The 26,307-nt window shown below is 70.5% G+C and carries 26 protein-coding genes and 1 tRNA gene; 21 read left to right on the top strand and 6 right to left on the bottom strand.

Annotated features, from left to right (window positions below):
• The first annotated feature begins 2 nt into the window (after positions 1-2).
• Complete coding sequence (locus IT184_08130) at positions 3-443, top strand: hypothetical protein (GenBank protein MCC7008769.1); 441 nt, start codon at positions 3-5, stop codon at positions 441-443.
• A 74-nt stretch (positions 444-517) separates the two neighbouring features.
• Here the strand turns inward: IT184_08130 and IT184_08125 are convergent, their stop codons facing one another.
• On the bottom strand, positions 518-724 hold the full coding sequence (locus tag IT184_08125) for a cold-shock protein (GenBank protein MCC7008768.1): 207 nt from the start codon (positions 722-724) through the stop codon (positions 518-520).
• Positions 725-958: 234 nt separating this feature from the next.
• Here IT184_08125 and purH point away from each other — a divergent pair, with 234 nt between their 5' ends.
• The 3 genes from purH (at position 959) to IT184_08110 (ending at position 5,726) form a co-directional block, all read left to right on the top strand.
• Complete coding sequence (gene purH / locus IT184_08120; protein MCC7008767.1) at positions 959-2,560, top strand: bifunctional phosphoribosylaminoimidazolecarboxamide formyltransferase/IMP cyclohydrolase; 1,602 nt, start codon at positions 959-961, stop codon at positions 2,558-2,560.
• Between the two features lie 134 nt (positions 2,561-2,694).
• Positions 2,695-4,383 (top strand): glycosyltransferase family 39 protein, encoded by a 1,689-nt coding sequence (locus IT184_08115; GenBank protein ID MCC7008766.1) that lies wholly within the window; start codon positions 2,695-2,697, stop codon positions 4,381-4,383.
• Positions 4,380-5,726: a hypothetical protein gene (locus tag IT184_08110; GenBank protein ID MCC7008765.1), complete on the top strand. Its 1,347-nt coding sequence runs from the start codon at positions 4,380-4,382 to the stop codon at positions 5,724-5,726. The genes IT184_08115 and IT184_08110 overlap by 4 nt, the downstream gene beginning before the upstream one ends.
• Before the next feature lie 152 nt (positions 5,727-5,878).
• Here IT184_08110 and IT184_08105 read toward each other — a convergent pair whose 3' ends face one another.
• Genes IT184_08105 through IT184_08085 form a run of 5 tightly spaced genes read right to left on the bottom strand, consistent with a single transcriptional unit; the run spans position 5,879 to position 10,456 of the window.
• Positions 5,879-7,066 (bottom strand): glycosyltransferase family 39 protein, encoded by a 1,188-nt coding sequence (locus IT184_08105; protein ID MCC7008764.1) that lies wholly within the window; start codon positions 7,064-7,066, stop codon positions 5,879-5,881.
• A 10-nt stretch (positions 7,067-7,076) separates the two neighbouring features.
• Positions 7,077-8,054: a D-glycero-beta-D-manno-heptose-7-phosphate kinase gene (gene rfaE1 / locus IT184_08100; GenBank protein MCC7008763.1), complete on the bottom strand. Its 978-nt coding sequence runs from the start codon at positions 8,052-8,054 to the stop codon at positions 7,077-7,079.
• Positions 8,055-8,059: 5 nt separating this feature from the next.
• Positions 8,060-9,217: an O-antigen ligase family protein gene (locus IT184_08095; GenBank protein MCC7008762.1), complete on the bottom strand. Its 1,158-nt coding sequence runs from the start codon at positions 9,215-9,217 to the stop codon at positions 8,060-8,062.
• The gene (locus tag IT184_08090; GenBank protein MCC7008761.1) at positions 9,214-10,281 is read right to left on the bottom strand and encodes a glycosyltransferase family 9 protein; all 1,068 of its coding nucleotides are present in this window, start codon (positions 10,279-10,281) and stop codon (positions 9,214-9,216) included. Before IT184_08090 ends, IT184_08095 begins: the two co-directional genes overlap by 4 nt.
• A gap of 4 nt (positions 10,282-10,285) precedes the next feature.
• Positions 10,286-10,456 carry a Trm112 family protein gene (locus IT184_08085; protein MCC7008760.1) on the bottom strand — a complete coding sequence of 57 codons (171 nt, stop codon included), beginning with the start codon at positions 10,454-10,456 and terminating at the stop codon, positions 10,286-10,288.
• A 121-nt stretch (positions 10,457-10,577) separates the two neighbouring features.
• Between IT184_08085 and IT184_08080 the strand changes: the two genes are divergently transcribed.
• From IT184_08080 to rlmB, 17 genes are all read left to right on the top strand, one after another.
• On the top strand, positions 10,578-12,203 hold the full coding sequence (locus tag IT184_08080; GenBank protein ID MCC7008759.1) for a tetratricopeptide repeat protein: 1,626 nt from the start codon (positions 10,578-10,580) through the stop codon (positions 12,201-12,203).
• 11 nt (positions 12,204-12,214) lie between these two features.
• Positions 12,215-13,039 (top strand): hypothetical protein, encoded by an 825-nt coding sequence (locus IT184_08075; protein ID MCC7008758.1) that lies wholly within the window; start codon positions 12,215-12,217, stop codon positions 13,037-13,039.
• A 33-nt stretch (positions 13,040-13,072) separates the two neighbouring features.
• Positions 13,073-13,981 carry a 4-(cytidine 5'-diphospho)-2-C-methyl-D-erythritol kinase gene (ispE, locus tag IT184_08070; GenBank protein MCC7008757.1) on the top strand — a complete coding sequence of 303 codons (909 nt, stop codon included), beginning with the start codon at positions 13,073-13,075 and terminating at the stop codon, positions 13,979-13,981.
• A 67-nt stretch (positions 13,982-14,048) separates the two neighbouring features.
• Positions 14,049-14,123: transfer RNA gene (locus IT184_08065), tRNA-Gln, on the top strand.
• 84 nt (positions 14,124-14,207) lie between these two features.
• Entirely contained in the window at positions 14,208-15,152 is a 945-nt protein-coding gene (locus IT184_08060; GenBank protein MCC7008756.1) for a ribose-phosphate pyrophosphokinase, read from the top strand.
• A gap of 17 nt (positions 15,153-15,169) precedes the next feature.
• Positions 15,170-15,835: a 50S ribosomal protein L25 gene (locus IT184_08055; protein MCC7008755.1), complete on the top strand. Its 666-nt coding sequence runs from the start codon at positions 15,170-15,172 to the stop codon at positions 15,833-15,835.
• A gap of 9 nt (positions 15,836-15,844) precedes the next feature.
• Entirely contained in the window at positions 15,845-16,414 is a 570-nt protein-coding gene (locus IT184_08050; GenBank protein ID MCC7008754.1) for an aminoacyl-tRNA hydrolase, read from the top strand.
• Positions 16,415-16,470: 56 nt separating this feature from the next.
• Positions 16,471-16,941 (top strand): 30S ribosomal protein S6, encoded by a 471-nt coding sequence (gene rpsF, locus IT184_08045; protein MCC7008753.1) that lies wholly within the window; start codon positions 16,471-16,473, stop codon positions 16,939-16,941.
• Entirely contained in the window at positions 16,938-17,234 is a 297-nt protein-coding gene (locus IT184_08040) for a 30S ribosomal protein S18 (protein MCC7008752.1), read from the top strand. The genes rpsF and IT184_08040 overlap by 4 nt, the downstream gene beginning before the upstream one ends.
• A 10-nt stretch (positions 17,235-17,244) precedes the next feature.
• Positions 17,245-17,691 carry a 50S ribosomal protein L9 gene (locus tag IT184_08035; GenBank protein ID MCC7008751.1) on the top strand — a complete coding sequence of 149 codons (447 nt, stop codon included), beginning with the start codon at positions 17,245-17,247 and terminating at the stop codon, positions 17,689-17,691.
• A 100-nt stretch (positions 17,692-17,791) separates the two neighbouring features.
• Entirely contained in the window at positions 17,792-19,138 is a 1,347-nt protein-coding gene (dnaB, locus tag IT184_08030) for a replicative DNA helicase (GenBank protein ID MCC7008750.1), read from the top strand.
• Complete coding sequence (gene alr / locus IT184_08025; protein MCC7008749.1) at positions 19,135-20,283, top strand: alanine racemase; 1,149 nt, start codon at positions 19,135-19,137, stop codon at positions 20,281-20,283. Before dnaB ends, alr begins: the two co-directional genes overlap by 4 nt.
• Positions 20,270-21,655: a DNA repair protein RadA gene (gene radA, locus IT184_08020; GenBank protein ID MCC7008748.1), complete on the top strand. Its 1,386-nt coding sequence runs from the start codon at positions 20,270-20,272 to the stop codon at positions 21,653-21,655. The genes alr and radA overlap by 14 nt, the downstream gene beginning before the upstream one ends.
• Positions 21,652-22,713: a TRAM domain-containing protein gene (locus tag IT184_08015; GenBank protein ID MCC7008747.1), complete on the top strand. Its 1,062-nt coding sequence runs from the start codon at positions 21,652-21,654 to the stop codon at positions 22,711-22,713. The genes radA and IT184_08015 overlap by 4 nt, the downstream gene beginning before the upstream one ends.
• A gap of 2 nt (positions 22,714-22,715) precedes the next feature.
• Complete coding sequence (gene ispD, locus IT184_08010; protein ID MCC7008746.1) at positions 22,716-23,870, top strand: 2-C-methyl-D-erythritol 4-phosphate cytidylyltransferase; 1,155 nt, start codon at positions 22,716-22,718, stop codon at positions 23,868-23,870.
• Positions 23,871-23,878: 8 nt separating this feature from the next.
• Positions 23,879-25,390, top strand: coding sequence for a glutamate--tRNA ligase (locus IT184_08005; protein ID MCC7008745.1), 1,512 nt, complete (start codon positions 23,879-23,881; stop codon positions 25,388-25,390).
• On the top strand, positions 25,387-26,109 hold the full coding sequence (gene rlmB / locus IT184_08000; GenBank protein MCC7008744.1) for a 23S rRNA (guanosine(2251)-2'-O)-methyltransferase RlmB: 723 nt from the start codon (positions 25,387-25,389) through the stop codon (positions 26,107-26,109). Before IT184_08005 ends, rlmB begins: the two co-directional genes overlap by 4 nt.
• The last annotated feature ends 198 nt before the right edge of the window (positions 26,110-26,307 follow it).

Genomic DNA, 26,307 nt, shown 5'->3' with positions numbered 1-26,307 from the left:
CGATGCCGGACGACGAAGCGCCTGACCGCGTGCTGCCCGAGGAACCGAAGTACCGCCCGCTCGAGCGGTTCTGGCCGTACGCCGAGCTTGCCGAGCAGCCGAGCGAGGAGGAGCTGGCGAAGCTCCACCCGGAGCTGGCCGCGGCGGTCTTCGGCGCCGTACCGTTGCCGTTCTCGATCTCTCTCGTGTTTCCGGCGTTCGATGGCGAACGCTACGATCGAGCCGTGGCGCTCGCGAAGGCGGCGGACGAGCACGTGGAAGTGGCCTCGGGTGGGCGTGTCGTGCACCGGGCGCGGTTCTTTCCATCCGACCGGCCGGTCCGGCTACGGGACCTGTACGAAGTCATCGCCGACGTGCCGGGGGTCGAAGTGCTGGTCGACGATCGGCCCGTGCCGTACGCGCGCGAACTCTGGCTGCCGCTGGTGTGGTGCTTGATCAGGTAGGAGACGACGGGCGGATGACCGGGGGCATGGAAATCGAGGGACCGGAGCCCGGTGCGCCGGCCCCCCGCCGCGGCCTAGCTGGGCTTGGTGACGTTGCCGGCCTGCGGCCCTTTGGGGCCGTCGACGATCTCGAACTCGACCTGCTGGCCTTCTTCGAGCGTTCGAAAGCCGGACCCCTGGATCGCGGAGAAGTGCACGAAGACGTCGTTGCCCCCCTCGCGTTCGATGAATCCGTACCCCTTGGCGTTATTGAACCACTTGACCTTACCGGTAATGCGCATACTACTTGCCTGCCTTACGAACACGCGGCGAAACGCCGCCGCGATGACCCCTCCGTCAGCTACGCGGACCGCGACGGAGTATAAAAAAAGCCGCAACATGCGGCCTTGTGACTGACGCCAGCGTGCTCAACGTCAACGGCGGACTCTAGACGCAATACTCTCGATTGTCAAGAGCAAACCTCGCCCGTTTGGACGGGCCGGCCCTGCCGGCGCTGGCGACCGGACGGCCGACGAATGCCGAGGAATGAAGCGATGCGTGCGCTGATCAGTGTGTCGGACAAAACCGGGCTGGTGCCGTTCGCGCGGGCTCTCGCGGACGCCGGGTGGGAGCTCGTGTCGACGGGCGGCACGGCGAAGGCGCTCGGCGCCGCGGGCATTCCGGTCGTCGGCATCTCGGACGTCACCGGCTTCCCCGAGATGCTCGACGGCCGCGTCAAGACGCTGCACCCGCGCGTCCACGGCGGCATCCTCGCGCGCCGCCATCGTCCCGGCGATCTCGCGGCGCTGCGCGATCACGACATCCGGCCCATCGATCTCGTCGTCGTGAACCTCTATCCGTTCGCGCGCGCGGCGTCGCGGGCCGATCTGCCGTTCGACGATCTGGTCGAGGAGATCGACATCGGCGGTCCGAGTCTCGTCCGCGCGGCGGCGAAGAACTTCCGCGACGTGCTCGTCGTGGTCGATCCGGCCGACTACGACGCGGTGCTCGCGGCGCTCTCGTCGGCCGACGGCCCCAGCGTCGCGTTCCGGTTCGAGCTGTCGCGCCGCGCCTTCGCGCACACCGCCGCCTACGACCAGATGATCGCCGCGACCCTCGACGAGGTGCGCGTGGACGACGAGGGGGAGTTCGTCCGGGAGCGCGGACCGGCCGTCGACCTGCTGCCGGCCGTGTGGCGGCCGAGGCTCACCAAGCTGCGCGATCTGCGGTACGGCGAGAACCCGCATCAGCACGCCGCGTGGTACTCGGAGGGGCCGCTCGGATTCGGCGGCGCGGCGGTCCACCAGGGCAAGGAGCTCTCGTTCACCAACCTGCTCGATCTCGACGCGGCCGCGCGGATCGCCCTCGAGTTCGACGAGCCCGCAGCGGCCGTGATCAAACACACCAATCCGTGCGGCGTCTCGACCGCCTCGGTGCTGGCGGAAGCCTGCCGGCGCGCCCGCGAAGCGGATCCGCTGTCGGCATTCGGCGGCATCGTCGGCCTGAACCGGCCGATCGACGTCGAGACGGCGCGGGTGCTCACCGCGACCTTCCTCGAGGCCGTCGTGGCGCCTGGGCTCGAGCCGCGGGACGAGGTGCTCGCGATTCTCGCGGCGAAGCCGAACCTGCGCGTCGTGACGACGTCGTTCGCGGGCCTCGACGGGGCGCGCGACGTTCGATCGATTCTCGGGGCGTGGCTCGTGCAGGCACGCGACCGCGTGCTCGAGGCGGGCGAGTCGTGGCCGGGCCACGGCGTCGTCAAGGTCGTGACCCGGCGCGCTCCGACCACGGACGAGTGGCGCGCGTTGCGCTTCGCGTGGCGGGTGTGCGCTCATGTGAAGTCCAACGCCGTGATCTTCACGGGGCCGGACGTGACGCTCGCGATCGGCGCCGGCCAGATGAGCCGCGTCGACGCGGTCAAGACCGCCGTGCTCAAAGGGGCCGAACGCTTGAGCGGATCGGTGGCGGCGTCCGACGCGTTCTTCCCGTTCCGCGACGGCCTCGACGCGGTCGCCGCTGCGGGTGCGACGGCCGTCGTCCAGCCCGGAGGCTCCGTGCGGGACGCCGAAGTGATCGCCGCTGCCGACGAGCACGGTCTGGCGATGGTGTTCACGGGCCATCGTCACTTCCGGCACTGAGTCGTGCGGCGTTCCGCCGGCCTGCGCCGTCGCGATTCGCGCCCTGGCGCGATGATGCCGATCGCCGATCGCCGTGCGCGCGTCCGCGATCGTCGCCGTCCGCCCGCGGGTCCCGATTGATATATTCCACGCTCATGCGCCGCGGCGGGCTCCTGCTGGTCCTCGTCTGCCTGCTGACGTTCGTGTTCGCGCTCGGACGATCCGCCATCACCGATTCCGACGAGGCGTACTACGCCGAGGCGGCGCGCGAGATGGTCGTCAGCGGCGACTGGACGACGCCGCACTACAACTTCGAGCCGCGGCTGCAGAAGCCGGTGCTGTTCTACTGGCTCATCGCGTCGACGTATGCGGTGGCGGGTGTGGACGAGCTCAACGCGCGTGTCTGGTCGGCGCTGGCCGGCACGGGCCTGGCGCTCGTCGCGGCGGCCATCGGACGCCGCTGGTTCGGGCGGGCGGAAGGTCTCGTCGCCGGCGCGATCGTCGCCACGGGCTTCGGCGTCGCGCCGTTCGCCCGCCAATCGCTGCCCGACATGCCGCTCGCGTTCTTCGTCACCGTCTCGATCTGGGCGGCGTTCGAAGCGCTCTCGCCTGCTGAGGTGGTTCCCCGGACCCCGGATCGACGGCACGGGCACGGTTGGCTGTTCGTCGCGGCCGCCGCCGCGGCTCTGGGCATGCTGGACAAGGGCCCCGTGGCCATCGCGCTGCCGGTCACGGTCCTCGCACCCTGGCTCGCGTGGCGCGCGCGCCGCGGCGACCGGCGCTGGCCCGACGCGCTGCGCCCCGTGCCGCTCGCGACCGCCGCGGGCGTGTTCCTGCTGATCGCGGCGCCGTGGTATCTCGCCGTGATGCACGCGCAGGGCCTGGACTACGCCCGCCAGTTCTTCATCGGTGAGAACGTCGATCGCTTCGCGACGTCCACCTACAACCAGTGGCGCGGCTGGATGTACGTCCCGGTCATCATCGCGGGTCTCCTGCCGTGGTCCGCGTACTTCGTGCTGTGGCGGCCGGCGCTGGCGGACGCGCTCGCCGGTCGGCGCCGGACGACGCCGGTCGAGATGCGGCTGATCTCTTGGACGCTCGGTCCGCTCGCGTTCTTCATGCTCTCGGTCGGCAGCCAGCCTCGCTACATCCTGCCGTGCCTCGTGCCGCTGTCGATCCTGCTCGGACGTTCGATCTGGTCGCGCGCGACCGCCGCCGAGACCCGCCGGCTCGATGCCTTCCGGCTCTCGTCGGTGCTCGCCACGCTCATGATGCTGGCGGTCAGCGCGCTGCTCTGGCGCGCCGCGGCCATCTTCGCGCGTGCGGGCGCGGACGTCACCACGGCCGGGCCCGTGGCGATGACGCTGCTGTCCGCCGTGGCCGTGGTTGGCGCGTGCGTCGCCGCCCGCCGGCGGTTGCCGCTCGTCGTCGGCGGCGCCGCCGCGCTCGCGCTCGGCGTGTTCGCCGGCACGCTGCTGTCGCCGCCGCGTCCCGAACCGGCCGAAATCGTCGGTGCCATCCTGCGCACGGCGCCGCGCGACGTGCAGGTCTGCTCCTGCGGTGCGTTCGCGCGGACGCTGACGCTCTACGCCGAGCGCCCGGTCGTGATCGCGGACGTCACGCCCGCCGATCCGGGCCAGTTGCTGGAGGTGCTCGACTCGCCGGGCCGATCGATTGCCGTGGTCGATGCGCGTACGCTGGCCGTTGTCGAGCGTGAGGGACGCCGCTTTCCGCGGCTCGCCGACGTCACGTACTTGAATCTCGGTGTCTGGCAGCGTGGCGAGACGCTGCTCCGTCCGGACCCTGCATGGGTGCAACGCGTGATCGTGATCGCGAACCGATGAGCTCGGCGGCGGCCGGCACCTCGCGTCGTCTGACGCGGCCGGCCGTTGTGGGCCTGTTCGCCGCCGCGTTCCTCGTGCGGCTGCTCTTCGGCGTCACGAACGACTTCTGGGGCGACGACGAGTTCCAGGTCTACCTGATCGGGCTGCAGTTCTACACGACCGGCATCTGGCCGCTCTACGGGCCCGACGTCGTCTACACGCACACCCAGGTTCCCGGCGGACTTCAAGGTCTGCTCGTCGGTGGCCCGCTCTGGATCGTGCAGGAGCCGGAGGCGCCCTACGCGCTCCTCAACGTGCTCTCGTTCGCGGCGCTGTTGCTGCTCGGCTGGTACGTGGCGCGCCGCCAGCCCGACGTGCCGCGATGGTGGCTGTGGAGCTGGATGTTCTTCAGTCCCTGGACGCTGAACATGTCGGCTCACGTCGTCAACACGTCGTACGTGATGATCGGCGCCATCGTCTACACGATCTCCGCGCTCGAGCTGGTGCCTGCCACGCGCGCCGGCATCGTGCGTCGGGCGCTCGCCTGGTTCGGCCTCGGCTTCGGCGTCCTCTGGGTGTATCAGGAGCACCTGTCTGCGGCGCTGCTGGCTCTGCTGGCTGCAGTCGTGTTCGTCGTGGCCTGGAGGGAAGACGCCCGAGGTGCGCGGCGCGGCATCGGCTGGGCCGCGCTCGGCGGAGTGGTGGCTGGGGCGACGCTGTTGCCCACGGTCCTGGCCGCCGGGGCTGGCGGCGTCGCCGCTCGCACGGGCGCCAATCTTGTGTTCGAGCCCGCGAACCTGTTGCGGTTCCCACAGGTGGCGGCGCAGTTCTTCTCGTTCGCCAGCCTGGAGCTGCCGCGATTCATCGGCGGCAACACGGACGAGCGGCTCGCGTTTCTCGCGCGCTTCTGGTGGGCGGCGCCGTTCGTGGTCGCGGGCGCCATCGTCGGCGTCGTTCAGGCGGCGGTGCTGGCCATCGGCCTCGTGGTGCCTCGAGTCGAGTCGCCGCAGGAGCGTGGCGTGCGGCGGGCGACGGCCATCGCGCTCGGCGCCGTCGCCGCGAGCTTCGTCTTCTCCGTGAGGCGGCCGGCATCGCACGCGTTCTACATCGCCATGCCGCTCGTCGTGATCTATGCGTTCTCCTGGTGGGAGCGGCTGCTGCGATGGTCTTGGTGTCGTCGCGTCGCTGTGGCCGTGCTGATCGCGTCGGCCGTCGCGCACGTCGCCATCGCGCGCCGCAACTTCACGGACCGGTCACTCTATCGCGATCGCGCGCTCGTCGTGCGCGCAATCCAGGAGAAGAACTATCGCCTGCTCGGCGAACGGCGGCCGGACATCTGGCGGCTCGAGCGCGAAGTCCGGTGAAGCGCGAGACCGTCTGGCGTCAACACGACGCGGCGTCGGCCGCCGACGTGAGGTCGCGGTCCGCGGGTGTCGCTGACGCCCGCGACGCTCACCGCACTGTTCGACGGCCTTCTCAACGTTTCGAGTCGCGCTCGTCTTCGACTCGCCGGCCTTCACCATCGCGGGAGAAACGGGCCGAGCCCGAGGCGCGCGGCGATCAACGCGAACCACACGAGGGCAGGAAATGCGGGGAGGCTCGCATCGAGCCGATCGAGCGTGCGTCGAAGGCGCGGTGCGCCGCGATAGGCCGCGACGGTGCCCGCGGCCGCGACCGCGTAGGTCGCGTAGAACACGTACCGTTCTGCCACGCGGCTCGACGGGCTCAGCATCACCACCAGCGCGAGGGCGTATGCGGCGGTGAACCACAGCGCCCGCCGTGCTCTCGGCCCGTCGTCGTCAGCCGCGCCGCGAACGCCATGCCGCCACAGCGCCGCGACGAAGAACAGGCTCCACGGCGCGGGATGCCAGAGCAGCCGGACGATGTAAAACCAGACGTGCTGGACGAAGGTCGCCGCACCGTTCACCGGTGTGGCGACGTCGACCTCCGAGAACTGCCGTTCCCAGTAGGTGGCGAAGAACGACTCGCCCGTCACGTGGCGGTAGAACGCCTCGTAACCCACGGCGGTTGCGGCGGCGGCGCCGAGCGCGATGGCGAGCGACCCCACCGCACGGCTCGATGAGCCAGGCGCCTGACGCGGGTTCGCGGCGAGCCAGAGCACCGCGCCGGCCAGCACCAGCACCAGGAACGCACCTTTGACGAGCAATGCGCCGCAGACGCCGCAGACGACGAGCCCCACTCCCTTCCACGACGCTCTCGCGCGATCCAGTCCGACGATGATGACGAGCAGGCACGCGAGCAGCAGGTACTCCTGGTTGGCGCGCACCCGGAAGACGAAGGCGACCGGCATGCACTGCAGCAGCACGAGCGACGCCCGCGCCTCCGCGCGCGACGTGACGCCGGCCACCAGGTGGCCGATCAGCAGCAGCACCGCCAAGCCGGCGGCGACGCCGACGATGTAGGCCGCCTGTTCGCCGGGAACGCCGGCGCGTGCCAGCAGGGCCGGCAGAACGAAGCCGCCGACCGGATGCTCACGGAAGTAGCCGGTCAAGCCGATGCGCGGCCACAGGCCCCACCACTCGGGCGCAATCCAGCGAGGCCATGGCTGCTCGGCGATGCGGGCGGAAAGGCCGGCGTACAACATCGAGTCGGCGTCGGCGCTCTCGAACCGAATCGCCACGATCCAGCACGCGACCGCCAGGAACGCGACGATCCAGACGGTCACGTCACGGCGGCTGAGCATGCGGCTCGAATCAGGCGCCGGCCAGCGTCGCGGCCGACAGCTCCTCGGGCGTGACCGATGCCGGGCCGAACCGCGCGACAACCAGACCGGCCGCGATGTTCGCGAGATGGGCCGCGTCCGCCAGCGCGGCCCCCGCGGCGAGCGCGAGCCCCAGCACCGCGATGACCGTGTCGCCCGCTCCGGTGACGTCGGCCACCTCGCGCGCCATCGCCGGCAGCGCCTGCTCGACGACGGTCGCGCCCGATCCGTCCAGCATCCACATGCCGTGTTCTCCCCAGGTGATCAGCACGTTTGCACCGGTCTGCTCGCGCAGCAGCCGCGCGGCCCGGCGCGCATCGTCGATCGTGCGGATGACGGTACGCGCCATCAGCTCGGCTTCGTGATGGTTCGGCGTGATGAGCGACGCGCCGCGATACCGTTCAGCGTGCGCGACTTTCGGATCGACGAGGACCGGAATCCCGCGCGTCGCGGCGGCGGCCACCGCTGCCGCGATCACCGCCGGCACCACGACTCCCTTGCGGTAGTCGCTGAGCACGAGCGCATCCGTCGTGGCGGCAGCATGCCGGATGCGATCGATCAGCTCGTCGAGCACACGCCCGGTGGCCTCGGCGTCTCGTTCGCGATCGACGCGCGCCACCTGCTGGTTGCGGTTCGTCACGATGCGCATCTTCCGCGTTGTCGGCCGCGTGGCGTCCTGCACGAGCCCGCCGGCGTCGAGGCCGGCGATCTGGAGCTGCCGGCACAGCTCGCGCGCGGCGTCGTCGTCCCCCATCAGACCCACGACCGAGGCCTGTCCGCCCAGTGTCGCGACGTTCTGGGCCACGTTGGCCGCACCTCCCAGCCGGTACTCGTCGCGCTCGAAGCAGACGACCGGCACCGGCGCCTCCGGAGAGATGCGATCGACGTGGCCGATGAGGAAGTGATCGAGCATCACGTCGCCGACGACGGCGACGCGACGAGTGGCCAGCCTGCCGATCAGATCGGACAAGGCCCTCATCGCCCCTCTGGATCGATCGAACGCGCGCGCGCCGCGAACGGCAGCGTGATCAGACCGAGGAACAGCATCAGGAACTCCGAATCGCCGAAGTTGTACTCGAACAGCCCGGCCGCCAGCATCGCGACGATCGCCGCGAGGCCGGCGGCGGCGATCGCCTGCGCGGGCCCCTCCCGTACCTGACGCCACAACGGTGCCGCCGCGGCGGCGATGAACCAGAGCCAGACGGCGAGCGCCGGCAGGCCCCGCTCGGCCGCGATGTTCATCGGCACGTTGTGAAGGTGCGGGTTCGTCGGGTTGACCGCGTCGGGCGGACGATAGGCGGCGTAGACCACCTTGATCTGGTCGGGCCCGACGCCGAACCACGGATGGTCGGCGACGATGCGCCGGCCGATCGTGAGCATCGCCACGCGGTCGCGGTTGGTGGGATTGCTCGGGTCGAAGATCGACAGCGCGCGGTTCCTGATGCCCGCCGGCGCGATGAGCAGGCACAGGCCGACGACGATCGGCACCGCGGCGAGCAGCCGCAGCCGGCGCGCGCCCAGGATCGTGGTGACGGCGGCGACCGTGCCGATCCACGCGTTGCGGGCGAACGTCACCGCGAGGGCGACGCACATCGCCGGTACGGCGATCGCCGGCCAGACGCGCTGGTCCGGGTAGTAGACGAGCCGCGCCACCGCGCTGCTGAGCGCCAGCATGATGACGCCCGAGTAGGTCATGTAGTGCGACAGCGATCCTGTCGGCCGCCGATGCAGGTCGTCGAACCCGAACAGCGCGTACTCGGCGACGCCGATCAGCGCGCCGATGGCGCCGACGACGAGGATCGAGTTGAGCGCCGTCATGGCCCGAGGCCCCCGCGCCAGCCGCGCCACCATCGGCACCATGAGGAACAGCACGAGCTGCTTGCAGTCGACGAGGCTCGCCCGCGGGTCTTCCGAGAACGCCGCGCTCGCGAGCGTCGCGGCGCCGAACAACGCAAGCGGCCAGAAGAACGCGGGAACCGGCGCCCGGCGTTCGCGGAAGGCGACGAGCAGCCAGGCGATCGCCGCGACGCCGAAGCTCGCTTGTGCGGCGAGCAGGTTGATCTGAACGATCGAGAGGCTGGCGACGAGCGCGACGTACGCCGCTCGCTCGGCGTTGTCCGGCGGCCGCGTCATCGGGCGCGCTCCAGGAGGTGTTCCGCGGCGTTCAGCACCGCCGACGGCGCGATGTTCGTCAAGCATCGGAAGTCTCCGGGCGCGCATTCGCGCTGTGCGCACGGCCTGCAGGGTAGCGGGCCGGCATCGACGGCGGTCCAGGCGAGGTGCGACGGCCGCCACGGCGCCCACACACCCGGCAGCGTCGGCCCGTAGAGCGCCACGATCGGGACGTCGGACGTGGCCGCCACGTGCAGCGGCCCGCTGTCGCCGCCGATGAACATCGAGGCGCGCTCCATGACCGCGCGCAATTCGGCCAAGCTCCAGCCCTCGCCCGGCACGATGCGCTGTGCCGCGCGTCCCGCCGTCTGCCGCGCCGCTTCGATGACGCGTTCGGCCGCGTCGCGGTCCGACGGCCCACCCATGACCACCACGACGCTGTCGTGACGCACGAGGCCGGCGGCGACGGCCGCGAACGACGCCTCCGGCCAGCGGCGAAACCGGTTTCTCGCGCTCACGTGCATGATGACGAGCGGTTGCCCGGCGGTCAGGCCGGCGTCGGCCAGCCGCCTGTCGATGGCGCAGAGCGCGCTCGCCGTCACGGGCATCTCGACGCGATCGACGTCAGGCGTCGGCAGCGTCTCGAACCCGCGATCGAGCGCAATCAACAGATCCCATTGGTTCAGCACCGAGTGGCGCGGCGTTGCGACGGGCCCACGGGGCACCGTCCGCGTGTACATCCAGCCGCGACCCGCCACATCGTAGCCGATGCGCGTCGGTGCGCGGCTGGCCCACGTGAGCCAGCCGCTGCGCGGCCCGCCGTGGAAGTCGATCGCGACGTCGATCCGGCGGCTCCGAAGGTCCAGCGCCATGACGACGTCGTCTTTGACCCGTTGCCAGCCTCGGCGGTAGGGCAGCGTGATGACGTCGTCGACGTGCGGGTTGGCCTCGATGACGGGAGCGGCCAGGGCTTCGACGAGATAGAGCAGCCGCGCGTCGGGATACCGCCGCCGAATCGCCCGTACGGCTGGCGTCGTCAGGATGACGTCGCCGATCAGGCGCGGCCGGACGAGCAGGATCGTCAACGGCTCAGTTCTCGATCGTCGCCTCGTCGAGCAGCATGACGGGGATGTCGTCCTTGACCGGGAAGACGCGGCGGCACTTCGGGCACTTGAGGCCCGCGCCGTTGTGGACTGGTTGCACCGGCGCCTTGCACTCCGGGCAGACCAGAATCTCGAGGAGCGCGGGATCGACTGGCATGCGCTGACTATATAAGGAACCGGGTTCGATGGCACACGGCCGGGCCGCTCGGCTGGCCGTTGCGCGCGGCTGCCCGGCGCGCGCGCGTCGTGTGAAACAATCAAGGGGCACCGGATCCCTCATGTTCACCCTGATCTTCGCCGCGCTGCTGTCGCTCCAGAGCCCTCCCCAGGCGTCGCCGGCCGCCGAGCAGGTCGGGCGCGGCTACTACTACTTTCTGCAGGGGCTGGCGCTCGAGTCCGCCAACGATGTGCCGGCGGCGATCGAATGCTACCGGCAGGCGAGCCAGTTGCTGCCGAAGTCGCCCGAGATCCGCGCGGCATTGGCCGGGCTCTACGTCCGGCAGGATCAGCTCGGCGAGGCCGAGCGTGAGGCCGAGGCGGCGCTGGCGATCGATGGTGCGAATCGCGCGGCGCATCGCATCCTCGGCGGGCTCCAGACGTCGCGGATCGAGAACGCGACCGGGCCGCTGAGCGCCGCCGCCGTCGATACCGCGATCGATCATCTCGAGCGCGCGGTCGAGCGGGGATCGATCGACGTTCCGGTCGAGATGGCGCTCAGCAGCTTGTACCTGCGCGCCAACCGATCCGAGACCGCGATCGGCCGGTTGCGCGCGCTGCTCGTGGAGATGCCGGACTATCCACCCGCGCTGCGGCTGCTGATTCGCGCGCACGAAGCGACGGGACAGGCCCAGCAGGCCGCCGAGCTGCGCGGCCGTCTCGCGATGGCGCGGCCCGATCGGACCGAGATCCGCGTGCGGCAGCTCGAACGTCTGGAGCAGGGCGGCCGATGGTCGGATGCCGCCGCCGGCTGGGCCGAGCTGTTCGACGAGGACCCGGGCGCGGTCATCTATCGGGCGCGCTACGCGGCCGCGCTGGTCAACAGCGGCCGCGCGCAGGACGCGCGGCGCGTCCTGCTCGACGCGACGCGCGACGCGCCGCGCGATGCCGCGGCCTGGTATCTGCTCTCCGTCGTCGAGTCGCGGGTGGGCAACGCGGCGGCCGCGGAAACCGCGGCGCAACGCGTCGTGGATCTCGACCCGCGCGACGGGCGCGGGCCGCTGGCGCTGTCGCGCGCGAGGTTGGCGGCGAAGAACTACCGCGGCGCGATCCAGGCGCTCGCCCCTCGGGTTGCCGCGCCGACCGATGACGACGTGACCTCGGGAATGTTCGGCGAGATGGCGGAAGAACTGAGCCGGGCGTACATGCTGCTCGGCGACGAGAAGCGGGCGTTCGACGTGCTCGAGCAGGCGCGCACGCGCCTGCCGTCGGACGAGGCGCTCCTGTTCCAGTTGGCCGCCGGATACGAACAGCACGGCGAGTACGACCGCGCCGAGCGCGCGTTCCGCGAGCTGATTCAGCTCAACGGATCGCACGCCGACGCGCTGAACTACCTTGGCTACATGCTCGCCGAGCGTGGCCGGAAGTTGAGCGAGGCCGTCGAGCTGGTGACGCGCGCGCTCGCCGTCGACCCCGACAATCCCGCGTTCCTCGACAGCCTCGGCTGGGCGCACTTCCGCCTCGGGCAGTACGAGAAAGCGCGCGAACCGCTGGAGCGCGCGGCCGCGGCGCTGCCGCAGTCCTCGGTCGTTCAGGAGCACCTCGGCGATCTCTACCTGCAGCTCGGCCGGCCCGCCGATGCCGCGGCGGCCTTCGAGCGCGCCCTTGCCGGCGATCGCGACGGCATCGACGCCGGCGCGGTGACGAAGAAGCGCGATCGGGCGCGCGGCGCGGCCGGTAAGTCCTGACGCGCGCGCTCGTGACGATGCCACGACCGGCGCGTGCGCGCATCCGGCTCGGCGTGCTGCTCGTCGCGGCGACAGTCGCCGTGGGCGCCTGCGGCGCGCGCACGTTCGTGCGGCCGTCCGGGCCTGCGGCTCCCGCGCCGGACGCTGCGCACGCCTGGGCGGAGGCGAGCCGGCACTGCGGCGCCGTCGAGAGCTATGCGGGCGCGCTCGGCCTGACCGGTCGTGTCGGCGCGCAGCGGATCCGCGGCCTCGCCAGCGCCACGCTCGACGTCGCGATCGATCGTCGCGATCGCGTGGCGATCGAAGCGCGCGTCGGCGGCCAGATCGTGTTCAGGCTCGGCGGCGCGGCCGAGCGCGCGGTGCTGTGGCTCAGCGAAGGGAACCGCGTCGCGACCGCCGGCGCCGCGGACCTGCTGGGCGCGCTCGTCGGCGCCGGGCTCGCGCCCGGCCGGCTGCGCGAGGTGCTGGCCGGCTGTCCTGCCGCGTCGGCGCGCGTGGCGCACGCGGGCCGTTACGGCGACGTGCTCGAGGTCGAGCTCGACCGATTCGGCACGGTCTTTCTGCAGCAGGCCGGCGGTGCGTGGCGCGTGCGCGCGTGGATGTTCGATGGATGGGACGTCGGCTACGATCGGCTGATGCCCGAGGGGATGCCAGAGCGCCTGACGATCCGATCGCGCGCCGATATGTCGCCGGCCGTGAGCTTGTCGCTCCGGGTCCATCGTGCGGAGACGAACGTCGACGTTCCGGAGCCCGTGTTCGCCGTCGCCGTACCCGACGGCGCGCAGGAGACGACGCTCGACGATCTTCGTGCGGCTGGGCCGCTCGGGCAGCAGTAGAGTCGTGCTTCACTTTTCCCACTAGCCAATCGCGTGTCGCGTACTCTCGTCCTTCGGCCCTGCGCCAAGATCAACCTCACGCTGCGCGTCGGTCCTCGCCGCCCGGACGGCTATCACGACGTTCGCACGCTCCTGCAGTCCATCGCGATGTCGGATCGGCTGACGCTGACGGCGCGATCCGGGCCGTTCGTCGTCGCCACGCGCGGCGCCGGCGTGCCGGCCGACCGGACCAATCTCGTGTGGCGTGCCGGCGAGGCGCTCTGGCGTGCGATCGGGCGGTCGGGCGATCCGAGCGGCGTACACGTCAAGTTGGACAAGCAGATTCCGGTCGCCGCCGGGCTCGGCGGCGGCAGCGCGGATGCGGCGGCGGCGCTGGCCGGCCTCAACGAGATGTGGGGCGCACGGCGGGCGACGAGCGAGCTTGCGCGGATCGGCGCGGCGCTCGGCGCCGACGTCCCGTTCTTCCTGCGTGGCGGCACCGCGGTCGGCGTCGGTCGCGGCGACGAGCTGTATCCCGTCGACGACATCCGGCCGTTGTCGCTCGTCGTCATCAAGCCGTCGATCGGCGTGTCGACGGCGGACGCGTACGGCTGGTGCGACGAGGATCGGGCGCGTGGTGAAGAGGCCGCACCCGTGGCGTCGCGCCGCGACGTCGACGTGGGATGGGCGTGGGGCGCCGTCACCCTGACGAACGATCTCGAGGCGCCGGTCGCCCGGCGGCACCCGGTGATCGCCGAGATGATTCAGGCGTGCGTGCGCGAGGGCGCCGTGGCGGCCGCGATGACCGGCAGCGGATCCGCCGTGTTCGGTGTGTTCGCCGACGCGGTCGTGCGCAAGGCGCAGCGCCGGCTGCAGCGGCCCGACTGGCTGGTCGCGCTCACGAGGACCTGCAGTCGTGGCGAGGCTGCCCGGCATCTGGGGCTGGGCACGGGCCGCCTGTGATAAACTTTCTGGTTTGCGACGGCCCCAGTGGGCCCGGAAAGGGGCTCGGTCCTCGGATCGCGGCTGATGGGGCGTGGCCAAGCGGTAAGGCGCGGGACTTTGGATCCCGTATTCGAAGGTTCGAATCCTTCCGCCCCAACCAAACGTTGTCGAACGGAGTGTTCATGAACACCGCCGGTCGCCGGGCGCAGAGCGCCCGCCGGCTGCTCGCGGTCTCGGTCTCGTGATGGCCCACGGTCCCCTCAAGCTGTTCACCGGTAGTGCGCACCCGGCGCTCGCACGGGAGATTGCCGATCATCTCGGCCTGCCGCTCGGCGCGGCCAGGCTGCATCGCTTTCCCGACACCGAGGTCTCCTTCCAGATCGACGAGAACATCCGGGGTACCGACGTGTTCATCGTGCAGCCGACGTCGGCGCCGGTCGACGAGCACCTCGTCGAGCTGTGCGTGATGATGGACGCGTTTCGCCGGTCGTCGGCATCGCGGATCACGGCGGTGATTCCGTACTACGGCTACGCACGGCAGGATCGCAAGGACAAGCCGCGCGTGCCGATCTCGGCCAAGCTCGTGGCGAACCTGCTCGGCGCCGCCGGCGCGGACCGCATCCTGACGATGGACCTGCACAAGGCGCAGATTCAGGGCTTCTTCGACATCCCGGTGGATCACCTGTTCGCCGCACCGGTCATCATCGAGTACCTCGGCCGGCAGAACCTCGGGCCCGTGACGATCGTCTCGCCCGACGTCGGCGGCGCCGAGCGCGCGCGCGCCTACGCCAAGCGCATCGACGCGGACCTGGCCATCATCGACAAGCGCCGCAGCGAGGATGGCACGGCCGAGGTCATGAACGTCGTGGGCGACGTGCGGGGCCGCGTCTGCGTGATCGCCGACGACATCATCGACACGGCCGGGACGATCCAGAAGGCGGCGCAGGCGCTGCGTGACGCCGGTGCGAGCCGCGTGCTGGCGAGCGCCGTGCACGGGGTCCTGTCGGGGCCGGCGATGTCGCGGATCGAAGCGGCGCCAATCGACCGGCTGATCGTCACCAATACCGTGCCGCTGAGCCAGCAGAAGGCATCGTCCGAGAAGGTCGTCGTGCTGTCGGTCGCACGGCTGCTGGCGCAGGCGGTGTCGAGCATCCACGAGGAGACGTCGGTCTCCAAGCTGTTCGTGTAGCGGAGGAACGAGGAGTCATGGACGCAGTACTCGAGGCGGTTCGTCGCGAGACCAGGGGAGACGGCAACGCGGGACGCTTGCGCCGGAGCGGAAGGATTCCTGCCGTGCTCTACGGTGGGGAATCGGGCACGGCCGAGTCGATCGCGCTCGACCCGAAGGCGCTGATGAAGATCCTGCAGTCGCAGGGCGGCGCCAACACGCTCATCTCGCTGCAGCTCGAGGGCGGCGGCGAGACGAAGGTGCTGGTGAAGGAGTTCCAGATCCACCCGATGAGTCAGCAGATCCTCCACGCGGATCTGTACCGTGTGGCGATGGACAAGGTGATCCGGGTGACGGTGCCGGTGCACCTCACGGGCGAGGCGCGCGGCGTCAAGCAGCAGGGCGGGATCGTCGATTTCGTGCACCGCGAGATGGTCGTCGAGTGTCTGCCGGGCGACATCCCGGAGCACATCACGGTCGACGTCACGGAGCTGATGCTCCACGACGGCGTGCGCGTGCGCGACATCCAGACGGGCGGCCGATGGAAGCCGTTGAGCGAGCCCGAGATGCTCATCGTGCACGTCATCGCGCCGAAGGTCGAGGCCGAGCCGGCGGCGGCCGAGGCCGCGGCGACGCCGACCGCACCGGCCGAGCCCGAGGTCATCAAGAAGGGCAAGGTCGAGAAGGAAGGCGGCAAGGAGTAACCGGCGGCCGTGAAGCTCGTCGCCGGACTCGGCAACCCTGGCGAGAAGTACCGCGGCACCCGGCACAATGTCGGGTTCGAGGTCGTCGATCTCGTGGCCCGGCGCCACGGCCTCGACTTCGAGATGGCGCCGGTCGAGGCGATCCAGGCGCGATGGCGGCGTGAGGCCGGGCCTGTCGTCGTCTGCAAGGGGCTCGGCTACATGAACGAGAGCGGCCGGCCGATCGCGGCGCTGGCGCGCTACTACCGGATCGATCCGAGCGAGATCCTGGTCGTGTGCGATGACGTGAACCTTCCGCTCGGCCGCCTCAGGGTTCGGACGAGCGGCTCGGAGGGCGGGCACAACGGCCTGCGCTCGATCGCCGACGCGCTCGGCACGACGGAATACCCGCGGTTGCGGATCGGCGTGGGCCGAGGCGACCTGCGGCGGGACCTCGCCGATCACGTGCTGGCGAAGTTCGATTTGGAGGAACGTCCCGGGATTGAAGGCGCGATTGCCCGGGCCGCCGACGCGGTGGAGACGTGGATCGACCGCGGCGCCGGCGAGACGATGAACATCTTCAATCGCGCCGAAGCGTAATCGACGGCTCCTTGCCGCTCTCGCTGGAGGGCGGCCCGATGTCCAGAAGGAGACACATGAGCAGCGTTCGTCAGTACGAGTTGATCTACATCACGCCGGCCGAGACGACCGAGGAAGTCCTCGCCGATCTCCACACCCAGATTGCCGGCATCGTCGAACGGTTCGGCGGCTCGATCGAGAAGACCGAGCAGTGGGGCCGGCGCCGGCTGGCGTACGAGATCGCCGGCCAGCGCGACGGCATCTACGTCCTCGAGGTCATCAACGGGCCCGGGGCGCTCACGGCCGAGCTCGACCGCCGCCTGCGCGTGTTCGACACCGTCATCCGCCACATGATCGTCCGCGTCGACGAGGACCTGGCGGTCGCCGAGCGGGCGCGCGTTCGCCGCAAGGAGGAGAGCGCGGCACGGCGCGTCCGCCGCGGGTTGCCGCCCGAGCCGACCGAGACCGAGCGGCAGCGCCACGCCGAGGACGACGACGAGGGTGAGGGCGGCATGGAACAGATCTTCAGGGAACGAGGTGAGCGATGAGCGACGAACGTGACGCGAAGGGGCCGCGGTCCGGCGGCGCCCGGCGCGAGGCGGGCGAGAAGGCCGGCGGCCGCCGCGGGTTCTTCCGCCGGCGCCGGGTCTGCAAGTTCTGCGTCGAGAAGATCGACTACATCAACTACAAGGATCTGAAGCTCATCGCTCCGTTCATCCCGGAGCGCGGCAAGATCCAGCCCCGGCGGATCTCGGGCGTCTGCGCCACGCATCAGCGGGCGCTGCAGCAGGCGATCAAGCGGGCGCGGCAGATCGCGCTCGTGCCGTACGTCACGGAGTAGCGCGATGGCGATCGAAGTCATTCTCAGGGAGCACGTCGAGCATCTGGGCCGGCGCGGCGAGATCGTCAAGGTCGCCGACGGCTACGCGCGCAACTACCTCCTGCCGCGCAAGCTGGCGCTCGCGGTGACCGACAGCAACAAGCGGCAGATCGAGCGGGAGCGCGCGAAGGCCGAAGCCCGCGACGCCGAAGAGTCCCGCGAGGCGCAGGCGCTCAAGGGACGGCTCGAGACCCTGGTCGTCACCGTCGCCCGGCGCGTCGGCGAGAACGACGTGCTGTACGGATCGGTGACGTCGGCCGACATCGCCGAGCAGCTCGCGGCCCGCGACGTCGCCGTCGACCGCCGCCGGATCCAGTTGGCCGAGCCGCTCAAATCGCTGGGCGAGCACAAGGTGCCGGTGAGGCTGACCCGCGACGTGACCGCCGACGTGACGGTCGCGATCGTCGCCGCCGAGTAGGGGCCGATCAGAGTCGTGAGCTGTGGGTTCTGAGGTTCGGGCATCCACGGCTCACGGCTCACCGGCTGCAAGGGACGCACTACAATCCGCCTGAAGCTCCATGGACCGGACGCTCCCGCACAATCTGGAAGCCGAGAAGTGCGTGCTCGGGGCGATCCTGATCAACAACCAGACGTTCAACCAGGCGGCGGAGGTCATCGACTCGCACGACTTCTTCCGCGATGCGCACCGGCGCATCTTCGAGAAGATGGTCGTGCTCACCGAACGCAGCGAGCCGATCGATCTGGTCACGCTGAAGGACGAGCTGTCGCGGGCCGGCGATCTCGACGAGGTCGGCGGGCCGGCGTACCTGTCGGCGCTGACCGACGGCGTGCCGCGATCGGCGAACGTCGAGTACTACGCGCGCATCGTCAAGGAGAAGTCCACGCTCCGGCAGCTCATCCAGTCGGCGAACGACGTGCTCGGCCGGGCGTACGACGCGGAGGAGGACGCCGATACGCTCCTCGACGACGCGGAGCGGACGATCTTCGAGATCGCGGACCATCGCATGCGCTCCGGCTTCGTGCCGCTGAGCGACCTGGTCGCCGGCAGCTATCAGATGATCGAGAAGCTGCAGGAGCACCGCGGGCTCGTCACGGGCGTGCCCTCCGGCTTCACCGACCTGGACGAGATGACGTCGGGCTTCCAGCCGTCGGACCTCGTCATCGTCGCCGCCCGGCCCGGCATGGGCAAGACGAGCTTCGTGCTCAACATCGCGCTGCACTGCGGGATCGAGGCCGGCAAGGTGGTCGGCATCTTCAGCCTCGAGATGTCGAAGGAGCAGTTGTTCCTGCGGATGCTCACGTCGGAGGCCCGCATCGACGCGCACCGGTTCCGCGGCGGCTATCTGGGCGAGCCCGACTATGGCCGGCTCGCCGCTGCCACCAGCCGGCTGCTCGAGGCGAAGGTGTTCATCGACGACTCGCCCGCGGTGGGGATTCTCGAGATGCGGGCGAAGGCGCGGCGCTTGAAGCTCCAGCACGGGCTGGACATGCTCGTCGTCGACTACCTGCAGCTCATGCAGGGCCGGGGACGATTCGACAACCGGCAGCAGGAGCTCGCGTCGATCTCGCGGTCGCTGAAGATTCTCGCGAAGGAGCTGCACATACCGATTCTCGCGCTGAGCCAGTTGAGCCGCGCGACCGAGACGCGCGGCGACCATCGGCCGCAGCTCTCGGACCTGCGTGAATCCGGCGCTCTCGAGCAGGATGCCGACGTCGTGCTGTTCATCTTCCGCGAAGACATGTATCCGGTCGAGGGCGGCGGGCCGCCGCCGCACGAGAACACGGCGGAGATCATCATCGGCAAGCAGCGCAACGGGCCCACCGGCGCGGTCAGGCTCGCCTTTCTCAAACAGCACACGCGGTTCGAGAACCTCGCGTACGGCGGTTCCGACGGCAATCCGTGATCCGGCCGACGCTCGCGACCGTGGATCTGGCGGCGTTGCGCGCGAACGTGCGCGCCGTGCTCGATCTGCTGGCGCGCGAGGGCGGGGGCGAGCGTGCGCCGGCGCCCTCGCTCATCGCCGTCGTCAAGGCGAACGCGTACGGACACGGCGCGCCTGAGGTCGCCCGCGCGCTCGAGCAGGCCGGGGCCGCCATGCTCGCGTGCGCCGACATCGAGGAGGGCATCCTGCTGCGCCAGTCGGGCGTCACGGTGCCGATCCTCGTCTTCGGTGCGCTGAGCGTCAGCGACACATCCGGTCTGTTCGACTACGGCCTGACGCCGACCGTGTCGACGCCGGCCGCCGTCCGCGCGCTCGATCGGGCGGCCGCGCGCCGCGACGTCGTGCTCGGGTGTCATCTGAAGATCGACACGGGCATGAATCGGCTCGGCTTCCGCCACGACAACCTGCGGCGGACGATGCCCGAGCTGCTGGCGAGCCGCCATTTGCGGATCGATGCCGTCTACACGCACTTCGCCACCGCCGACGTGCCGGAGTCGCCCTTCTTCGCCGAGCAGCGCGCGACGTTCGAACGCGCGCTGGCGGCGCTCGGCGCGCTGGGGCTGCGCGGCGTGCGCCGGCACGCCGCCAACTCGGCCGCGCTGCTGCGCGATTCGCGCGTCTGGTACGACGCGGTCCGGCCGGGCCTGCTGCTGTACGGCGTCGTGCCGCCGCCGCTGGCGAGCGGGCTGGACCTGCGACCTGCCCTGTCACTCACCAGCCGTATCGTGGCGGTCAAGGGCGTGCGCGACGGCGAGGGCACCGGCTACGGGCTGCGCTGGCGCGCCGACGGCCCTCGCACGCTCGCGATCGTGCCGGCCGGCTACGCCGACGGGCTCGACACGCGGCTGTCGGGTCGCGGCGTCGTGCTCGTTCGCGGCCGCCGGCTGCCCATCGTCGGCTCGGTCTGCATGGACATGATCATGGTGGACGCCACGGGGATCGACGTCGAGCCTGGCGACGAGGTCGTGCTGATCGGACGTCAGGGCGACGACGAGATCACGGTGCGGGAAACGGCGGCGTGGATCGGAACGATTCCGTGGGAGATCGTCTGCCGGCTGGGTGCGAGAATCGAACGCCGGTATCAGGCGACCGATGAAGCCTCCTAAGACGCTCTACGCCTGTCAGTCGTGCGGCGCCACGTCGCAGAAGTGGCTCGGCCGCTGTCCGGAGTGCGGCGGTTGGAACACGTTCGTCGAAGAGCTGGCCGCCGTTGAGCCGGCGTCGCGCGGCGCGGCGCCGGCGCTCGGCGGGCAGGGCGCGCGGCTGTACGCCGAGGTCGACGCTCCGGTGTCGGTCCGGCTCGGCACCGGCATCAGTGAGTTCGATCGGGTGCTCGGCGGCGGCCTCGTGCCGGGCTCGCTCGTGCTCCTTGGCGGCGAACCGGGCATCGGCAAGTCGACGCTGCTCCTGCAGGCGGCGGCGCACTTCGCGCGGACGAAGGGGCCGGTGTTGTACTGCTCCGGCGAGGAGTCCGAGCACCAGATCAAGCTGCGCGGCGACCGGTTGTCGATCGGACCGGCGCCGCTGTACCTGCTGGCGGAAACCTGCGTCGAGCGGCTGCTCGACGCCGTGGATCGTCTGAAGCCGTCGCTGCTCGTCGTCGACTCGATTCAGACCGTGTTCTCGCAGAAGCTGCCGTCGACGCCCGGCAGCGTCGGGCAGGTGCGCCAGGCCGCGACCGATCTGCTGTTCATCGCCAAGGGCCGCAACCTGCCGACCGTGCTCGTCGGGCACGTGACGAAAGACGGCAGCCTCGCGGGACCGAAGGTCCTCGAACACGTGGTGGACACGGTCCTGTATTTCGAGGGCCAGCAGCATCACACCCATCGCGTCATTCGAGCCGTCAAGAACCGGTTCGGCGCCGTCAGCGAGCTCGGCGTCTTCGAGATGACCGCGACCGGTCTCATGCCGGTGCCGAATCCCTCCGCGCTGTTTCTCGCGGAGCGTCCCGTCGGCGTGCCGGGCTCCGTCGTCCTCTCCGCGATGGAAGGTTCGCGGCCGATCCTGGTGGAGGTGCAGGCGCTCGTCAGCACCTCGACCTTCGGCAACGCGCGGCGGACGACCACCGGATTGGATCCCAGTCGCCTTGCGCTGCTGCTGGCCGTGCTCGACAAGCGCGCCGGGCTCAATCTGGCCACCGACGACGTGTTCGCGAACGTCGCTGGCGGGCTGACCGTCAGCGAGCCGGCGGCCGATCTCGCCGTCATGGCTGCGGTCGCGTCGAGCCTGTTGAACCGGCCCATCGCCTCGGACGTGGTCGTGTTCGGCGAGGTGGGGCTCGCCGGCGAAGTGCGGGCGACGTCGCACGCCGCACTGCGGCTGCGCGAAGCGGCACAGCTCGGGTTCACCCGTTCCGTCGTGCCGGAGGCCAACGCCGCCGGTGCCGACAGCACGCCGGGGCTGTCGGTCGTCGGCGTGCGGACGATCGGCGAGGCGCTCGACGAGCTCTTGGAAGGCCGACATACAATGTCCCGATGAACGGCTACACCCTCGCCCGGGGCGTCTTTGCCGCTTCCGTCGTGTACGCGGCGCTCCTCATTCGACCAGTCGAGCCGGCCTGGGGGAGCGTCATCCTGGGCATCGGCCTGGCGAGCGCGATCATCGTCGCCGAGATGAGGCTGCGCGATGCGGCGGTGACGAGCCTGCTCGGCGGGCTCATCGGTTTCGCCGTCGGACTGATGATCGCCCGGGCGATCGGATCCGCGCTCTTCTGGACCAACACCGAGAATGCGAAAGTCCAGTTCATGCACGGGCTCACGATCCTCGTGCTGCCGTACCTCGGCGCGGTGCTCGGCGCGCGCCGCGGCGAATGGCTCGAGCCCGCGAAGTTCCTCTCTCTGTTCCGGGACGCGCGTCCGCAGAAGCGCTACAAGATTCTCGATACGAGCGTCATCATCGACGGGCGCGTCGCCGACATCGTCGAGACCGGCTTTCTGGACGGCACGCTCGTCGTGCCGCAGTTCGTCCTCAACGAGCTGCAGTACGTGGCCGACTCGCCAGACTCGCTCAAGCGCAACCGTGGCCGGCGTGGGCTCGACATCCTCCACCGCATCCAGAAGATCTCCGGCGTCGAGGTCGTGATCTCGGACATCGACTTCCCGCAGATCAAGGAAGTCGATCTCAAGCTCATCGAGCTGGCGCGGACGATGCTCGGCCGCATCGTCACGAACGACTTCAACTTGAACAAGGTGGCGCAACTGCGCGGCGTCGAAGTCCTGAACATCAACGAGCTGAGCAACTCGCTCAAGCCCGTCGTGCTGCCGGGCGAAGCGATGAACGTCTTCATCCTCAAGGAAGGCAAGGAGTACAACCAGGGGGTTGGATACCTCGACGACGGGACGATGGTGGTGGTCGACAACGCGCGGCCGCGCATCGGCCGCAGCGTCGACATCGTCGTCACGAGCGTGTTGCAGACGACCGCGGGCCGGATGATCTTCGGCCGGCACGCGGAGGCCGGTCCGGCGGAGGCCGGGCCCAAGTCCGAACGGGCCGAGCAGGACAGCGGCCGTCATCGTCGCCCCGCGGCGCACGGATAACCGTGGCCGTCGGCGTCATCGTCGTCGCGGCCGGCCGCGGCGAGCGGCTCGGGGGCGCCGTTCCGAAACAGTTGCTGGACATCGGCGGGCGGACGATGCTGCAGCGCAGCGTGTCGGCGTTCGATCGGCATCCGGCCATCGATGCGCTGACCGTCGTCCTTCCCGCCGAACTGGTCGGCCGCGGCCCAGCGCTCGTGGGCCAGACGCGGCGATCCTGTTCCTTCGCGGCGGGCGGACCTCGGCGACAGGACTCGGTTCGTTTCGGGCTGGCGGCGCTGCCGCCCGACGTCGACGTGGTCCTCGTCCACGACGCGGCGCGGCCGTTCGTCGACGCCGGCGTGATCGACCGCGTGATCGCGGGCGTGGCGGCGACCGGAGCGGCCGTGCCCGGTGTGCCGGCGCGCGACACGGTGAAGCGCGTGCGGCCCGGGACCGAGACCGTGGCCGAGACGCTGCCGAGGGAAGAACTGTGGCTGGTGCAGACGCCGCAGGGCTTCCGGCGCGGCGTCCTCGAGCGTGCGATGCGCGAGGTGGGCGATCGCGCGGTCACCGACGAAGCGACGATCGCCGAGCAGTTGGGCGAGACGGTCACGATGGTCCACGGGGACGAGCGAAACGTGAAGATCACGACGGCGCAGGATCTGGAGACGGCACGGCGAGCGGCGCGAGGCGTCCCGCGCGTCGGAATCGGTTACGACCTGCACCGGCTCGCCGAGGGCCGCCGGCTCGTCATCGCCGGCGTGGAGCTCTCGGCCGCGTGCGGCCCCATCGCCCACTCGGACGGCGACGTCGTCTGTCACGCGCTCGTCGATGCGCTGTGCGGCGCGGCGGGAACAGGCGACGTCGGCCGCCACTTCCCGAACACGGATCCGCGATGGAAGGACGCCGCGGGCCTCGACCTGCTGCGGCGCGCCGTCGAGATCGTCGCCGAGGCAGGCTGGGTGCCCGCGAGCGTGGATGTGACCGTCATTCTGGAGCGCCCGAAGCTGGCCCCGCACGCTGACGAGATCCGCGTGCGGCTGGCCGGGACGCTCGGCGTGCCGATCGGCGCCATCGGTCTCAAGGCGAAGACCAACGAGGGTGTGGACGCGGTCGGCCGCGGTGAGGCGATCGCGGCGCACGCGGTCGCCGTCATCCTGCCCGGAGAACCGTCGTGACGCCGCGGTTGCGCTTCGCGCCGAGCCCGACCGGCCAGTTGCACGTCGGCAATGCCCGCACGGCGCTCTTCAACTGGCTCGTCGCCCGGCGATGGGGCGGGGTTTTCGTGCTTCGCGTCGAGGACACCGACGTCGAGCGCTCGACGCACGCGTCCGAGGCGGCCATCCTCGACGATCTTCGCTGGCTCGGCCTCGACTGGGACGAAGGCCCCGACATCGGCGGACCGGTCGGCCCGTATCGGCAATCCGAACGGCAGGAGCTGTACGAGACGGCTGCGCGTGGTTTGATGGCTCGAGGCTTGGCCTACCGCTGCTTCTGTTCGTCCGAGCAGCTCGAGGCCGATCGGCAGGCGGCGCTGGCCGACGGGCGCCCGCCGAAGTACGCCGGGCGGTGCCGCGCGATCGATCCCGTCGAGGCCGAGGTTCGTGTCACCGCCGGCGAGCCAGCCGCCATACGGTTCCTCGTTCCAGCCGGCCGCGCCGTCACGTTCGACGACGTCGTGCGAGGTCCGGTGACGTTCCAGTCGGAGGTCATCGGAGACCCGGTCTTGATCCGATCGAACGGGTTTCCTGCGTACAACTTCGCGGTCGTGATCGACGATGCCGCGATGGAGATCACGCACGTCATCCGCGGCGAGGATCACATCTCGAACACGCCGCGGCAATTGCTGCTGTACGAGGCGCTCGAACACCAGCCGCCCGTGTTCGCGCACGTGCCGCTCGTCCTGGGGCCCGATCACGCGCCGTTGTCGAAGCGCCACGGCGCCACGAGCGTCGCGGAGTTCCGCGCGCGCGGCTACCTGCCGGAGGCGCTCGTCAACTACTTGGCGCTGCTCGGCTGGTCGCCAGGCGAGGGTGAGGAGATCGTCGGCGCGCGCGAACTGACCCGGCGCTTCGACGTGAGCGCCGTCAGCCACAGTGCGGCCGTGTTCGACATCGCGAAGCTCGCGTGGATGAACCGGCACTACATGAAGGAGGCGTCGCCGGCGCGGCTCGCCGGCCTGGCGCTGCCGGACTTCGTCGCGGCCGGGCTGCTGAGGGAGACGCGGACCGCGCGTGAGTACGTGCAGTCGATCCTGCCGATCGCGGTGGGCTCGGTCGATCGGCTCGAGGAGATTCCGGATCGCGTCGAGGCCGTGTTTCGCTGGGACGCGGAGACCGCCGCCGCGCTCGTCGCCGCCGAGCCGGCGGCCGATCGCGTGCTGCACGCGATGGCGGCGTTCGCAACGCACGCCGAGGCGTGCGGCCTGCTGCTCGATCGCGACGCGTTTCGCGGCCTCGCCGGGAGGGTCCGTCAGGAGACCGGGCTGAAGGGCCGTGAGCTGTTCCATCCGATGCGCGTGATGCTCACGGGCGCCGAGTCCGGTCCTGAGCTCGACCTGATCGTGCCTGCGATCGATCGGGCGGCGTCGCTGCCGGCTGGCGACACGCGAGTGCCGGTTGTTCCGTGCCATGCGCGCGCGCGCGCGGTCGTCGATCGGCTGCGCGCGGTCGTCGCTGGGCGCGAGGACCACCGGTGATCGTCTACGGCGTCAACGCGGTGAGCGAGGCGTTGCAGGCGCGGCGCGTGTCTCGGCTGATGCACGAGCGCGGCGCCGGTCCGCGCGTGGACGCCCTGGTCGCGCGCGCGCGCGAGCTGCGGATCCCGGTGGAGACGATCGATCGTCGAGGCCTGGAGTCGATGACGCACGGCGGCGTGCACCAGGGGGTCGTCGCCGACGTCCAGCCGCTGGCGGCCTACACGCTCGAGGAGCTGGTGACCGGCGCGGGCGGGCCGCCGTTGCTCGTCGTGCTCGACGGCGTGGAGGATCCGCAGAACGTCGGCGCGATTCTGCGCGCGGTCGACGGCGCGGGCGCTGACGGCGTGATTCGCCAGGCCCGGCATGCCGCGCCGCTCGACGGGGCGACGGCGAAGGCGTCGGCCGGCGCCGTCAATCACGTGCGGATCGCGACCGTGGTGAACATCGCCCGCGCGGTCGAGGAGCTGAAGGCGCTGAACGTCTGGACGATCGGCCTGGATGGATCTGCCACCGATCGCTACGACGAGGTCGATTACACGCTGCCGACCGCCTTCGTGCTCGGCGCGGAAGGCACAGGGCTGAGACGGCTCGTGAAGGAGCGTTGCGATCGGCTGGTGTCGATTCCGATGGCCGGCAGCGTCTCGAGCCTGAACGTGTCGGTGGCTGCCGGTGTCGCGCTGTTCGAGGCCGTGCGCCAGCGCCGGCGTCTTCGTCGTTGACGTTCCTGTGGTGGGACCGTCCCGTGAGGTCGTATAGTAAATGGCGGACGGCCCGGCCCCTCGTCGTCGCGGGCAGTACGCCTCGGGGCTTGGTAGGCTGGCACACTCCGTGCTAATATCCCTGTTTTGTCTGGCTGGCGTAGCTCAGTCCGGTAGAGCAGCTGATTTGTAATCAGCCGGTCGGGGGTTCAAATCCCT

The organism is Acidobacteriota bacterium, assembly GCA_020853395.1.
Lineage (GTDB): Bacteria > Acidobacteriota > Vicinamibacteria > Vicinamibacterales > SCN-69-37 > JADYYY01.
This window is presented reverse-complemented; position numbering and strand designations above follow the sequence as displayed.